The organism is Nostoc sp. NOS(2021) (assembly GCF_017115025.1).
Taxonomy (GTDB): Bacteria; Cyanobacteriota; Cyanobacteriia; order Cyanobacteriales; family Nostocaceae; genus Nostoc.
The window spans coordinates 1-13,599 of record NZ_JABXKM010000029.1 but is presented as its reverse complement, the minus strand read 5'-3'; the positions used below and the strand labels follow the sequence as shown (position 1 = coordinate 13,599).

Annotated in this window: 12 protein-coding genes and 1 tRNA gene; 7 read left to right on the top strand and 6 right to left on the bottom strand. The window is 43.5% G+C overall.

Translation table 11 applies throughout. The features are described 5' to 3' along the window. Positions 1–190 precede the first annotated feature (190 nt). Entirely contained in the window at positions 191–1,042 is an 852-nt protein-coding gene (locus HWQ41_RS02340) for a polysaccharide deacetylase family protein (protein ID WP_292759643.1), read from the top strand. 280 nt (positions 1,043–1,322) lie between these two features. On the opposite strand, the gene HWQ41_RS02335 is transcribed toward HWQ41_RS02340, so the two are convergent. The 3 genes from HWQ41_RS02335 to HWQ41_RS02325 form a co-directional block, all read right to left on the bottom strand. Continuing rightward, positions 1,323–1,715 carry an alr0857 family protein gene (locus HWQ41_RS02335; protein WP_292759641.1) on the bottom strand — a complete coding sequence of 131 codons (393 nt, stop codon included), beginning with the start codon at positions 1,713–1,715 and terminating at the stop codon, positions 1,323–1,325. A 16-nt stretch (positions 1,716–1,731) separates the two neighbouring features. Further along, a complete protein-coding gene (locus tag HWQ41_RS02330; protein WP_292759676.1) occupies positions 1,732–2,238 on the bottom strand; it encodes an HNH endonuclease in 507 nt (168 codons plus the stop codon). A gap of 114 nt (positions 2,239–2,352) precedes the next feature. Next, positions 2,353–2,601 (bottom strand): hypothetical protein, encoded by a 249-nt coding sequence (locus HWQ41_RS02325; protein WP_292759639.1) that lies wholly within the window; start codon positions 2,599–2,601, stop codon positions 2,353–2,355. Positions 2,602–2,672: 71 nt separating this feature from the next. On the opposite strand from HWQ41_RS02325, the gene HWQ41_RS02320 reads away from it, so the two are divergent. From HWQ41_RS02320 to HWQ41_RS02310, 3 genes are all read left to right on the top strand, one after another. Further along, complete coding sequence (locus tag HWQ41_RS02320) at positions 2,673–3,008, top strand: hypothetical protein (protein WP_096535028.1); 336 nt, start codon at positions 2,673–2,675, stop codon at positions 3,006–3,008. 494 nt (positions 3,009–3,502) lie between these two features. Beyond that, the gene (locus HWQ41_RS02315) at positions 3,503–5,551 is read left to right on the top strand and encodes a GAF domain-containing protein (protein ID WP_292759632.1); all 2,049 of its coding nucleotides are present in this window, start codon (positions 3,503–3,505) and stop codon (positions 5,549–5,551) included. Positions 5,552–5,559: 8 nt separating this feature from the next. Beyond that, positions 5,560–6,168 carry an SRPBCC family protein gene (locus tag HWQ41_RS02310; protein ID WP_292759630.1) on the top strand — a complete coding sequence of 203 codons (609 nt, stop codon included), beginning with the start codon at positions 5,560–5,562 and terminating at the stop codon, positions 6,166–6,168. A gap of 88 nt (positions 6,169–6,256) precedes the next feature. Here HWQ41_RS02310 and HWQ41_RS02305 read toward each other — a convergent pair. Continuing rightward, positions 6,257–6,329: transfer RNA gene (locus HWQ41_RS02305), tRNA-Glu, on the bottom strand. 326 nt (positions 6,330–6,655) lie between these two features. On the opposite strand from HWQ41_RS02305, the gene HWQ41_RS02300 reads away from it, so the two are divergent. Beyond that, complete coding sequence (locus HWQ41_RS02300; RefSeq protein ID WP_292759629.1) at positions 6,656–8,542, top strand: cation:proton antiporter; 1,887 nt, start codon at positions 6,656–6,658, stop codon at positions 8,540–8,542. 93 nt (positions 8,543–8,635) lie between these two features. On the opposite strand, the gene HWQ41_RS02295 is transcribed toward HWQ41_RS02300, so the two are convergent. Continuing rightward, a complete protein-coding gene (locus HWQ41_RS02295) occupies positions 8,636–9,247 on the bottom strand; it encodes a cytochrome b N-terminal domain-containing protein (protein ID WP_292759627.1) in 612 nt (203 codons plus the stop codon). A gap of 238 nt (positions 9,248–9,485) precedes the next feature. Between HWQ41_RS02295 and HWQ41_RS02290 the strand changes: the two genes are divergently transcribed. Then, positions 9,486–10,727 carry an RNA-guided endonuclease TnpB family protein gene (locus HWQ41_RS02290; RefSeq protein WP_292759625.1) on the top strand — a complete coding sequence of 414 codons (1,242 nt, stop codon included), beginning with the start codon at positions 9,486–9,488 and terminating at the stop codon, positions 10,725–10,727. Positions 10,728–10,734: 7 nt separating this feature from the next. Here the strand turns inward: HWQ41_RS02290 and HWQ41_RS02285 are convergent, their stop codons facing one another. Next, positions 10,735–11,430: a lipase gene (locus HWQ41_RS02285; protein ID WP_292759623.1), complete on the bottom strand. Its 696-nt coding sequence runs from the start codon at positions 11,428–11,430 to the stop codon at positions 10,735–10,737. Between the two features lie 617 nt (positions 11,431–12,047). On the opposite strand from HWQ41_RS02285, the gene HWQ41_RS02280 reads away from it, so the two are divergent. Beyond that, positions 12,048–13,505, top strand: coding sequence for a hypothetical protein (locus HWQ41_RS02280; RefSeq protein WP_292759621.1), 1,458 nt, complete (start codon positions 12,048–12,050; stop codon positions 13,503–13,505). The last annotated feature ends 94 nt before the right edge of the window (positions 13,506–13,599 follow it).

The following is a 13,599-nucleotide window of genomic DNA, read 5'->3' as shown; positions in this document are numbered from 1 at the left end:
TTTGACCCTTGCGAAGCTTTGTCTTTCGCCTCACTACATCATGCTACAAAATACTACAAGAAGTGTCAAGGGGTTTCAGAAAGTTTTTTTGAAATTGTCTAGAAAAGCTTTTGTGCTTAGGTTTGAACTTGCTAACCCCTCTGAAAAGTCAAACTACAGTTATGATTGGGTGAGTATTTAAAAGCCTGACGTGACAGACAACTACCTCAAGCGACAAAAGATAATTAGTGTTGTTGCGATCGCCTCTACGATTACAGCTTGTAGTATTGCTCCAGGCATCTCCCCACAATCGGGGTTGAACAAGCCTTTAAGCAAAATCCATACTGCACAAGTTCAAGATCATCCAGCAAAGGGCGAAATTAATGCCCAGCTACCGCCATCAGCCAAAGTAGAAAATCTTACCTTTACAGTCCCAGCTAAATTTCAGGGAAAAACAGTTTATCAGGTGCATCCCAGGAACAACGAGAAGGTTATTGCTCTAGGTATTGATGATGGGCCTTGGCCAAAGACAACCCTAGAAATGCTGGATATTCTGAAGCAAAATGATGTTAAGGTGACATTCTTTTGGGTAGGACAAGCCTTGCAAGCAAATCCAGACCTAGCCAAGCGTGAAGTAGCCGAGGGACACGCCATTGGCAACCATACTTGGCATCATTGGTATCGGCGAATGGATGAAGCCACAGCCAAGAATGAAATTGATCGCACATCTGACCTGATATACAAAACTACAGGAGTCAAAACTGCTCTGTTTCGTCCTCCTGGAGGTTTTTTAAATAACGGACTAGCCGCTTACGCCAAAAGCCAGAAGGACGCTGTAATTATGTGGTCAGTAACTTCAGCTGATACCGATCCTCACGCCAAACCGCAAGCATTTGTAAATAATGTCTTGAAAGGCGCGAAACCAGGTTCTATTGTTTTAATGCATGATGGTGGTGGCGATCGCCACAGAACTGTAGAAGCTTTGCCACTAATCATCAGCGGACTCAAACAGCAAGGCTACCGATTTGTGACAATTCCCGAACTTCTAGAAATGGGACAATAGGGACTGACAAGAAATAAATTATCCATCTTGTGGGGTGGGCCGGAAAGCCCGCCCTGAATATAGGACGGGTGTTCGCGTAGCGGCACGTAGTGCGGACACCCATCCCACTAGAAAATTTGAGATGTTTTTTTATTTCAGGACTTACGCAAACAATAGCCGAAACCCTAATTTTCTGGTAGGGGCAATTCATGAATTGCCCCTACAGCGTGTAGTTTTGCGTAAGTCCTATATTTGTCAGTCCCATAAAGGGTGAGAAATTCTACTTACCCAACCATTTCGTTTATTCGCTGACGACAGAAGCACTGCTTTCTTGAGCTTCCTGCCAAAGTTTGTGCAAAAAGAACTCAGCGCGATCGCTCATAGTGGTGACAAACACACCGACAGCATCCTTAGAACTATCTGATAGCCAAGAACCCCGCAGGGTGACTTCCATATATTCGGTATCGCAGGCACAGAGGGCAATAATTCCTCTGTCATCTCTTTTTACCTCAGCCCTGAGTACTTCTACTCCTAGCAAATCAACAGGAAGCAAAAAGGAAGCGGTACTGGGTTCAATGCATAAACTTTGCCCAACTCGCAGGGCTAAAATCACTCGTTGCGCTACCCATTCTTCTAGCGACAGAGTGAGACATTCCAAATCAAAACTACTTTCAGTGTAAGTTAATTTCAGCATTCCTTATGCTCTCCTGTTATTCCAGGCTTCCTTGCATATCTATCCAAAACTGTTCAGCAAAAGAAATCGCGGGGTGCATTGGTGCTTTTGGTTTGGTACGCAGTTGCATACCAGCCTCAAACAGGGTGCGATCGCCTTTACGGGAGTTACATCTCTCACAAGCTGCGACTACGTTATCCCAAGTGTGAGAACCGCCTTTAGATCGCGGCATCACATGATCTAGCGTTAGATGTTTACCGCTGCCGCAATATTGGCAACTGTGATGGTCTCGTCGCAACACTTCCCGCCGATTCACTGGCGGAACTTTCCACATCCGCTCATTGGAAGTGATTGTCAAGCGAATGTGTTTTGGCACATCAATTACCAAGCTGGGTGAGTGAACTCGCCATCCGCCTTCTGTGGTAAAACCCAGCGGTTGCGCCTTGTTGGTTACTAACAGCACAATTGCCCGCTTGATATTGACCTGACACAGTGGCAAATAATTTTGAGAAAACACCACCACAGATTGCTCTAACACTTGCATTGCGATCGCGCCGCGCCTGGAAGATATCGTCACAGCTTAACTCCTTATAAAAAAACCCCCGCTTCAAGTTTTCGGTGAAGCGGGGGTTAGAATTGACCGGAAAATTTTCTGGTCTCATATCGGTACAGTATTCCTTTGCCTGTACCCCCCGCTTTGTTCATCTAGTTCTGGTTTTGCAATCAGCGCACTAATGCTGAGATGTCTAAAATCATAATTACCCTGTGTGATTTGCCCATAATTTCGGCTACCATCGCCCATAAATAAATACTCCACTCCCATAGCAGCCGATTCCCAACCGGCTCGGCAATTGGTAGCGCACAAAGAAGTAGAGATGGGGTAAATGGATTTCACAGAAAATTTCACCTATTGAACATTCCTTTAAACATACTACACTTGTATTACTATCCTGTCTATACCTCTAAGGAGAAAAAGTGATGCATACGATCGCTCGCACCCCAACCACCGATATGGAAGTTACCAGCATCCGCCTAGAGCGGGAACTCAAAGATAAGCTCAAAGAAATAGCTGGGAATCAGGGATATCAAGCTCTGATCCGAGATATCCTTTGGAATTATGTCCAGCAAAAATCAGGTGAGTGGAAGCCTCGATTTTCCCGATCCGACATTCGAGCTAGCATAGCTGCCACAGCCCAGCAAGAAGAACGCTGTGTACTCACAGGCCAACTAATTCAACCCCAACAACCGATGTTGTTAGGACTGACGAGGAATGGCGATATGGTTCCTCTGAGTGTCGAGAGCTTGGCTGGATAGTCTTAATATTTAGGCAATGCAGCTCAGTTATTATTACTAATAATTGGGCTGCATTTAAAATTTAGTTTTATTGATATTTTACTGAGAGTTACGGAGATCAAAGAGTAGCTTGTCAAACCTACTAGTTTTGACAAAAATGTCACAAAAATTTATAAAGCAACATAAGTAATTTTACGTGATATTAAGGGCAATTTTGCTGGAATTCCAGAGAAATTACGGTTTATGTATACTTACAGACAAGATAGAGTTAGTAAATTATTTCAACATAGAGCAGTCAAAAATAAGCTAGCTGAAGCAGTTATAGGATATCTTAAGTATTTTATTACTTATGTGGCAGTGTAGCAATTTGCTTGATACAGTGGTAATTTGGCCATCTGAGATAGAAAAGGGCTATAACAGGTGAGAGAAAGTATTCATACAAGATTTGTCAATTATCAAGGTGTACCAACATAACTAACGGTGAAGAATATGCCAAGAGGTTGGGTGCAAAAACAATGGTGTTATTATCCGAGGGCGTGCCAAGAATGAAAAAGCCTTTATCGTCGCCGCCACATTACGTCGATGACATAGATCGACTACAACCTTACCAAGTCAAGCTGATGCAGCATCAGGAAGAACCTGCCCGCCAGTTGGTACAAAAGATTAACCAAATCATTGTCAATAGCTCGGCGACGGCATTGATGATGCAAGATATCGCCCAATTGCTAGGAGTTGTCTTTCAAGTAGATTGTTGCTGCTTGGTTTCAGTAACGGGTGAGACATCTGACGAAGCGACTACTACTAATTGGTGTGCTGATGAGTATTTAGGGTTGCCACACCCAGAAGAGATGTTTTCAATGGAACAGCTGCTTATGCACTCGCCAGTGCTGCAATGTGCTGCCCAACCATTGACTATTGAAGACATTTCTCTGATTCACAACAGTCTGGTAATTGGTTGTCAATATTTGCCACTACCGATAAAAGCAGTTTTGGCAATTCCCACCCGATTTGGTGGCAATAATAATGGGGTGATTAATCTGATTAAATTCCAACCTTATGATTGGAGTGAATCAGATAAACAATTGCTCAAAGAAGTAGAGTCGGCTTGCGCGATCGCTTTTTCGGGAGTGGCACAAGCTCAACTAATTGCTCATCAAGAGCAGTACCTGCAAAAGAGCAAGCAGCATCAAAGTTTGATCAAGCAACTAACTATATTGAGTCGCAGCAACTTGGAGCTTAATCAAATGCTCCAGTTAGTTATCGCCTCGACTGCCGAATCTCTACAGGCAGATCGGGGCTTGCTTATATTACTAAAATATACAGATCCACTATTTAGGACTCAAGCTAAAAAACAAATTCCTAAAGCTAAAGCTACCGTGATCGGTGAATGGGCTAGGGAAACACAAAGTTCTCGCACTAGTAAACTAGACACTTTAGCTCAGTCTTTCTTGATTTCAGACTGTGGTTTATGCCAGCGTGCCTTCATGGATTCTGGAAAACCAGTAATTTTCGATGATTATACAGACCAAAACTATACCTCGACAGCTGCTCCATTATTTGCAGTAGAGGAATTGCCTGCGGTACTGTTAATGCCATTAGAGAGTCAAGGTAAAATCTTAGGATTCTTGGTGCTACAGCAATCTGTGATTCGCAGTTGGCAACCAGCAGAATTAAATCTTGTGGAAATGGTTTGTGCTCAAGTGAGTAACGCCATAATTCAGTCACAGACATTGCGTCAAGTCCAAACTTTGGTAGATGAACGGACAGCGAAACTCAAGAGCAGTCTGGAACTACAGGCAAAATTGCATGAAAGAACACGGCAGTATGTTGAGCAGCTGCGGAAACTTAACGAACTCAAAGATGAATTTTTGAGCAACATGAGCGATCGCTTGCGCTATCCCTTGACAAACATGCTGATGTCAATTCGGAATTTACGTTTGCCAGGAATAGCACCAGAGCGTCAAGTTAGATATCTGGATATCCTAGAGCAGGAATGTACAAAGGAAATCAACTTGATTAATGACTTGTTGACACTGCAAAAACTAGAGTCGCCTCACGAAGCTCCACAATTAGAAACTATAGATTTAAATACCAGAATCCAGGATATAGCAGTATCTTTTGAGAAAAAACTCGCAGAAAAGGGATTAAAGATTTCTGTAGATTTACCACAGGAGTCGCTAAAACTGCAAACTGAACTAGAGAGTTTTGACCGCATTCTCCAAGAGTTGTTAACAAATGCCTGTAAATACTCACAGCATGATACCATCGTCCACTTGAAAGCTGCTCACCGAGTTGATCAACAAATAGATCAAGTTATCATGAAGGTGACGAATACAGGACGTGCCATCTCCGAAGAAGAAGCCACCTACATCTTTGACAAGTTCCGTCGTGGAAAAGGGCGCTGGACTCCAGGAACTGGCTTAGGACTTGCTCTAGTCAAGTCTTTAGTGCAGCATCTGAATGGAGCGATCGCTGTTGAAAGTCTCCAAATCTCGGATTCTGAGCAGAGCGAAATTTGCTTCACCCTGACTCTGCCTCAGTTTTCTGACGAAAGCAAACCATAATTCTGAAAGTGACTAAAAAACAAAACACCACAGAGAACCCTGATTTCCTGTCTCCCACTGATGACACCAAGTTAGAGGAGGATTTACTTACTCATCCAGTTGCTTTGTCGGCTAAGGTAGAAGTTGAAATTGAGAAAATAGCAGAGCGGCAACGGCGAATTACTGCTAAAGTCCAAATTCCCCACCCAGTGGAACAAATCTGGAAGGTTCTGACAGATTATGAAGCCTTGCCTGACTTTCTCCCCAACCTCGCCAAGAGTCGTCTAATCGAGCATCCCAATGGTGGAATTCGACTGGAGCAAGTAGGCTCCCAGCGCTTACTAAATTTCAACTTTTGGGCGCGGGTAGTTCTGGATCTGGAAGAATGCTTCCCCAAGGAAATTAATTTTCGCATGGTAGAAGGAGATTTCAAAGGCTTTTCTGGTCGCTGGTGCTTAGAGCCTTATTCCCTCGGTGAGTATATAGGAACAAATCTGTGCTATACAATTCAAGTTTGGCCTAAACTCACGATGCCAGTAGGAATCATTGAAAATCGCCTGAGCAAAGATTTGCAGTTAAATCTTCTGGCTATTCACCAACGTGTAGGAGAGTTAGCCAGCAAAGAACGTTGTGTCTAGTTAGACTATCATTCAGGATTCCTCCTGAATGATAGTTTTGCTTCCTAGATTTGGAATAAAAAAGCTTTTGCTTTTTATTGTTTTTTAGTACCCCCAGGGGAATTCGAATCCCCGTTACCTCCGTGAAAGGGAGGTGTCCTAGGCCTCTAGACGATGGGGGCATCGGACTCAGACCTTTTATAAGGTAACGAATTTCCTTGCTCTTGTCAACAGCTTTTGCCAAAAAAAGTTTGTGGCAGCTAAACTGGGTGGAGGCAAAAGCTTGAAAAGGATACAAAGACATGGAGACACAAAAAGAATTCCGTAGATGCTTCTGCGGAAAGCCGCAGGGTGCGTCAGCGTCCGGCACTGGGAATTTTGGGGGATACACAGATCGAAAAAACGCTAAATTCAGCAAGGGAGAAAGGGTATGATGTTGTACCCTGTAAAGTTAATATCTACGGTTTTTTACAAAAGATTTTGAAATAAATCACTCAAAATCTACAACATGGAAGCATCTTTTGAAATTACCCTACAGATGGCGATCGCTGTCTTTGCAGGCATTAGCGCTCAGGTGTTGGCTGCATACCTTCGTGTACCCAGCATCGTCTTGTTATTGCTATTGGGCATCCTCTTTGGCTCTGATGGTCTAGGACTGTTGCATCCCCATTTGCTAGGCAGTGGACTGGAAGTTATTGTCGCCTTAGCAACGGCAATAATTTTGTTTGAAGGCGGACTTAACTTGGATCTGCGAGAGTTAGGCAGAGTTTCAGTCAGCCTGCAATTGCTTGTCAGTCTCGGAACGCTGATCACATTGCTTGGTGGGAGTATGGCAGCCCACTGGCTGGGTGAATTTCCCTGGAACATAGCTTTTCTCTATGCTTCGATAGTTGTGGTGACAGGCCCAACCGTTGTTGGCCCTTTGCTCAAACAAATCAATGTAGATCGGCAAGTGGCAACACTTTTGGAAGGAGAAGGGGTTTTAATTGACCCTGTAGGGGCTATCCTCGCCTTCGTTGTCCTCGATACCATTTTGAACGACGATGCTGACCCGATTAATGCGATCGTCGGTTTACTGATGCGCCTGGGTGTTGGTGGAGCAATTGGTGGTGCTGGCGGTTATCTGATGAGTTTGATTTTCAAACGCGCCAGTTTTCTGTCATTCGAGCTAAAAAACTTAGTGGTGTTGGCGATACTTTGGAGCCTGTTTAGCTTATCGCAAATGATCCGCAGTGAATCGGGAGTCATGACAACAGTAGTTGCAGGAGCGGTCTTTGCTAACTCCTCAGTCCCAGAAGAACGTCTATTACGGAGCTTTAAGGGTCAGCTGACAATTCTCAGCGTCTCGGTGCTATTTATCTTATTAGCTGCTGACCTATCCATTGCTAGTGTTTTTGCTTTGGGTTGGGGTAGTTTATTCACCGTTTTGGTATTAATGTTTGTCGTTCGCCCGATTAATATCCTCTTGTGTACCTGGAACAGCGACCTAAACTGGCGACAGAAACTATTTTTAAGCTGGGTTGCCCCTAGAGGAATTGTTGCCGCCTCCGTAGCTTCTTTTTTTGCGATTTCGCTGACACAGCGCGGCATTAACGGCGGTGATTCCATCAAAGCTCTAGTATTCCTGACAATTATCATGACTGTTGTCTGTCAAGGGTTAACAGCTGGCTGGGTTGCTAAATGGCTGCAAATCACCTCCAAAGATGTAACTGGGGCAGTGATTGTGGGTTGTAATCCCTTGAGTCTTTTGATTGCCCGGTTCTTTCAAGAACGGGGGGAAAACGTAGTCATGATTGATACTGACCCCCAATGTCTTGTGCAAGCCGAGGCGCAAAATCTCCGGGTGATTGCCAGCAGTGCGCTGGATGCTGCTGTTTTGGAAGAGGCAGGACTTGCCTCTATGGGTACTTTTTTGGCGATGACAAGTAATGGCGAGGTGAATTTTGTTTTGGCTCAACGAGCAGCTGAGGAGTTTAATCCGCCGCGTGTCTTAGCTGTTTTCCCCCGCGATCCGCAAGCCAGTACTTCGGTTAGTAATAAAGTTAATCAAGCTTTTATCCCAGACTTAGCGATTAAAACTTGGAATGAATATCTGAATGATGGGCGAGTCAAACTAGGGACAACCACGCTGAATGAGTTGGAATTTTCCACTCAATATGATCACATCCAAGAAATGATTCGGACTGGGGTGTTGATACCGCTATTGGTAGAACGAGAACAACGCTTACAGGTAATCCCAGCTAATCAAGATTGGGAAGTTGGCGATCGCATTATTTACCTGTTACATGACCCCAGACCTAGCCTTTTAAAACGCTTATCTGGTGCTACCCAATCCACTCCCCTCTCTCTAGAAAAGTTACCAGAGGTTGAAGACCTATCCCTTGCCCAATTTTAGATTTTGGGTCGCACCTTTGGTGCGCTTACAGCGCAACTTGGATTTTAGATTGAAGGAAAAATCTAAAATCTCAAATCCAAAATTGAATAACTTCTAACTCCTAACTTCGCACTCAGCTTGATACATTTGCCATTCCTGCCACACTAAAGCTGATAAATTTACTATGGCAAGAATAAGCGTCACCACCGAAATCAGATAACTGTGTATTGTGTAAAGGTGTTCGACGGTAACTGTATTAATGGCTCCACCGCCAGTCAGGATCTCGCGCAGTTGCCCACCAATAAAAGGAATGGCTTCGATGGTTCCCAACTCAATGCTAAAACGCCAGTATCCTTCCTGAGTCCAATCTAAAATCATCGCTGTCCAATCCAGCCCGATCGCACTTAGGGTCAACAAAATCCCGCTAATCCAAGCAGCTAGCCAACTCTTGCGAAATTGCCGACCTAAAAACATCACCACAATTTGAACTAAGGCGATCGCAATTACCGCATTACCAGCAATATCATGCGCTCTCCGAAACAGCCAGCCGTATGGCAGTTGTGTATTAATCATCTTTAAGGAGTTATAAGCTCCGCCTGCTGTCGGTTCATAGTAAAAAGCAAGCAAAACTCCGGTAGATACATAAATTAAGCACAAAGTCAAAATCACGACTGATAATATCGTCGCTATTCGTCGCCAAATCTGATCGAACTGGGTGCTTTGCATGGCTCACCCCTCCTGTTCTTAACTAAGTATTTATTCTTATTACGATTTTAGCTAAGAAATATTAATAAATGTTGCAATTTTCCAAAAAAGATAAAGTTTTTTAACGAGTCGCGGAAGTCCCCACCTTCAATGTACTCATAAGGTGGGGATGTATCACGAATCCCCAATTATTTTATTTTACTGTTTTACCAGAATATATATTTGTGTTATAACAAATAGGCAAAGGAGGTGATGTTAAGTGTTACACAAAGTTGTACAAGTCCGATTATATCCGTCACAAGATCAGCAAATTCAACTAGCACAGGCTTTTGGTTGCGCTAGATGGTGGTGGAATTATGCTCTAAATAAATCTATTGAGACTTATAAGGAGACGGGTAAGGGACTTAGCCGTGTAGCACTCAACGCATTTTTACCCGGACTCAAGAAAGCTCTTGATACGGCGTGGTTAGCCAATTGTTATAGTCAAATTTTGCAAGCTACTACACTCAACCTAACTACAGCTTATAAAAACTTTTTTGCAAAACGTGCTGGATTTCCTAAGTTCAAATCTAAGTTTGGAAAACAGTCTGTTCAATATCCTCAAAACGTCAAGATTGTAGATGGTGATGTCAAGCTTCCCGGTAATATTGGGATAGTCAAAGCCAAAATACATAGATCGATTGAGGGGATAATAAAGACTGTTACTGTAAGTAGAACACCTTCTGGCAAATATCTTGCATCTATCCTGACTGAAGAGACGCGATTAATCGCGTCTGTACAGGGAGCAAACTCTGCTACCTTAGAAGCTAAAATTTACGGCATTGACTTAGGGTTGAAACACTTTGCAGTCATTACTGACGGCGAAAAAGTGTCTAAATACGATAACCCTAAACACCTTGCCAAATATGAGAAAAACCTTAAACGTAAACAGAAAAAATTAGCACGTAAACACAAAGGGAGTAATTCACGCTACAAATATAGAAAAGTTCTTGCCAAGGTGTACGAGCGAGTTAGTAATTCGCGGCAAGATTTTCTACATAAACTTACTTATAAGTTAGCCAGCGATAGCCAAGCTGTCATAGTAGAGAATCTTCATGTCAAAGGCATGGTACGTAATCATAAATTGGCAAAATCAATATCTGATGCAGGATGGGGAACATTTACTAATTTCTTAGCCTATAAGCTAGAACGCAATGGTGGTAAGTTAGTTGAGATTGACAGATGGTTCCCCAGTTCCAAACTCTGTTCTAATTGTTTTTACCAAGTGAGTGAGATGCCATTGGATGTCCGTGAGTGGACTTGTCCTCATTGTGGCACTCATCATGATCGTGATGGAAACGCAGCGATAAATATTAGAGCAGAGGGTATCAGAATGATAAAGGCGGAAGGTTCAGCCGTCTCTGCTGTAGGAGGGGAGGTAAGTCCTAAACTTGGACGAAAGTCTAAGTTTGGGCACTCCCCCGTGATTACAGAAGCTCCTAGTTCAGCCGTAGGCAACTAGGAGTAGTTCACATCAAATATTGCACCCAAGCTTTTAAGGGTTCTGCTGAACCATACCAAATTCCAGGACTTCTGGGAGAATGCCTCACACCTTCTATCACCAGATTTTCTGCCCCCTCCAAATGAGCAGCTTCGATGGGTGTGATTCCATCTCCCCAAGTGTTACCCTTACCACAGGTTAATTGGTAACTACTGTAAGCTAACCAACTACCAGGCCGCCTTTCTCCAAAGATAGTTTTGCCAGCGACACAAACATAACGAACGTTTTTGTAAAAAGCTCCTGGGTAGTTATTGGTGACAAAATCCAGATTGAAGCGTGTCCAGCGTTCTTGACTAATATGGGGTGTACCCAAGGTGATCAGAGTCGCAACCAGGGGATGCGCTTCCCAGATCAATGGTTTGACATCACCACGTACCAAATAGGGCTTTTCTCCCATGTAGATGCGGGATATCCAACCTCCGGCTGAGTGACCAATCAAATTAACTTGAGTAGCATTATGTTGCTGCAATGTCTGCTTGATTGTAAGATCGAGTTGTTGCAGAATCGGTGTTACTGGTCTTCCTCCAATGGTGGGTAGCCAGTCACGTCGTCGCAGTGGTACTGTAATCGTGGGAAAATGTAACTGTTGTAGGGATTGTTCTAGTTGACGGTAAGCGATCGCGCTTTCTAGATATCCAGGCAAAATAACTGTCGGTAACGGCATTTTAAATTTTGGATGCAATGACTGAGGGTTTGAACTTTTTTGACGAAGAAGTAGTCAGGATTCAGAGCTAAAATTGCGATCGCCCGACTGACTCCTTTTATAAAAACCTAAATAGCTTTCGTGGGGTTTAGGGCTAGAATGTCAATAAAATTGTACAATTTGCAACAGTTTGAAGGGCCGCTAATGTGGTAGTATTTTCACATAGGGCCTACTCTGGGACAAGCAAGTGTGCCATCTGCCATAGAAGCCTAGTTGACTGGAAAACAGTAGAAAAAACAAGGCAACTTCAGCAGGTTTTGTGATGTACTCAAACTTGTGCGTTCACTTAAAATTTATAAATATCCCAGATATTAATCTTAATTGTGTGCGTCATAAAAATAAAAAATCAAAAGTAGTAATTTTTCAAATATCTCTTTAGCAAGCTCAAATTGGAAGATATGATACAGCGTCATTGAGCAATTAAAAACTTGAAGAAATGGCAATTTTGGCGTTTTGATTGCCAGGATCGGAAGTTATTATTCCCTTAGAGGGACGCATATATTGCAATATCTTGCAATATAGTCAAAAAGAGAAAATCGCTAGTCAACTGCAACTGAGCCGAGTGAACGATAACAGCTATGTCTTACGTCTCCGTGTTTAAAAATATACCAGAAATCTTAAGCCAGCCAATTGGGATAGCAGCTATAGCTTCTCTTGGCATCCACGGTGCGATCGCCATGATTGTGCCATTGATGCCTATGGATTCTAGCAAACCCAAAGAAACAGCATCATCCAAAACCGTCGGACTTTTGGAACTTAGCCAAGCCGACCAAAACCGGTTGCCGCAAAGCACACCCCAAGTTGGTTTACAACAATTGCCTCCAGTAGCGCAACTTTCTCCTCCAAACTTTAGCGCCCAAACTCTATTACCCCCATTGGCACCAGCGCCATCCAGTCAGCTAGTACTGCCTCCGCTACCCCCATCATCGAATAGCTATCGGGTTTCTTCCTTGCCTACAAGGCAGTCTTTGCGGATGATTCCTAGTGATAATTTGCGATTTGATGCCTCTAAATTTGACAGTTCTAAATACAATACCAGCGCCAAATTCTCTCCATCAGTTCCTCGTGTGAATGAGAGTACCACCAAATACGAGCCACCTAAGCCACTGGCTCTAAATAGGTTGCCAGAATTGCAGTCGCAGCAAATACCTGATGATATTCTGCGGAATGCCCAATCTCCAAACTTATCTGACATTAGCCCCATTGCAACAGCACAGGGAAATAGGACTCCACAGATGATGCAACCGGCTAATGATGCGTCTAGAATTGCTCAAAACCCGCTGATAAGTTCTCTCAAACAAGCTCAAAGGGCTGGGGATAGCTTAACCCTAACTAGGGCAACCACGCTCAAGACACCCGGTTTATCTGGAAAAGGAACTGAACTGGCGATTGCACAGCTAGACTCCTACACAAACCTGAGAAAAGAAGTCCAGCAAGAATACCCCAACGCTGAACAAAAACCAGTCATCCGCCAAACATTACCCACAAATAAGCCGAATCTTGAAGGTGCTGTTTTGGGTGTATTAGTGGTAGATCGTGATGGCAAGGTCTTAGATATCAAGTTTCAAGACAAGTTAGTTTCCCCGGAATTGCAATTAAAAGCAAGACAATACTTCAACAAGCAATCCCCCAAGGGAGATAAACAGATTAGTTCCTATCCATTTAACCTACGTTTCCAAAACAACATTAGCAACACTACTGGAACTACTGAAGAGCAAAAGCCCTCATCATTATCTACACCGGGAATCAATAACAATCAGCTTACGCCCTCACCAGCAGCTACTTTTAAACCATTACCTGATCTGCGAATCAGAAATAACCAGCCTTTGTCCTCACCGACAGGTACTCTCAAACCATTATCTGAATTGGGAATCATAAATAATCAGCCCACGCCTTCATCGGCAGCTACTACTTCCGAACCGTTATTGCTGCCGAAAGTCAATAGTAGTCAGCCTACATCCTCTACTGAATCTGAGCAAAAATTAGTAGAACAGTTGCGCCAAGTGAAGGAAAACAGACAACAGTCTAATCCATAAAAATAATCACCCTCTGGTGATTTGGGATTAAGAAACAAGCTATAGCGGTTCTCGGCCCTTGTAAGGTACAAGAACCCCACCCCCAACCCCCCTC

Excerpts from the sequence above, each read along its gene's own strand:
- HWQ41_RS02335 (WP_292759641.1), bottom strand. The coding sequence starts at position 1,715 with ATGCTGAAATTAACTTACACTGAAAGTAGTTTTGATTTGGAATGTCTC.
- HWQ41_RS02330 (WP_292759676.1), bottom strand. The coding sequence starts at position 2,238 with ATGCAAGTGTTAGAGCAATCTGTGGTGGTGTTTTCTCAAAATTATTTG.
- HWQ41_RS02320 (WP_096535028.1), top strand. The coding sequence starts at position 2,673 with ATGCATACGATCGCTCGCACCCCAACCACCGATATGGAAGTTACCAGC.
- HWQ41_RS02315 (WP_292759632.1), top strand. The coding sequence starts at position 3,503 with ATGGTGTTATTATCCGAGGGCGTGCCAAGAATGAAAAAGCCTTTATCG.
- HWQ41_RS02300 (WP_292759629.1), top strand. The coding sequence starts at position 6,656 with ATGGAAGCATCTTTTGAAATTACCCTACAGATGGCGATCGCTGTCTTT.
- HWQ41_RS02295 (WP_292759627.1), bottom strand. The coding sequence starts at position 9,247 with ATGCAAAGCACCCAGTTCGATCAGATTTGGCGACGAATAGCGACGATA.
- HWQ41_RS02285 (WP_292759623.1), bottom strand. The coding sequence starts at position 11,430 with ATGCCGTTACCGACAGTTATTTTGCCTGGATATCTAGAAAGCGCGATC.
- HWQ41_RS02280 (WP_292759621.1), top strand. The coding sequence starts at position 12,048 with ATGTCTTACGTCTCCGTGTTTAAAAATATACCAGAAATCTTAAGCCAG.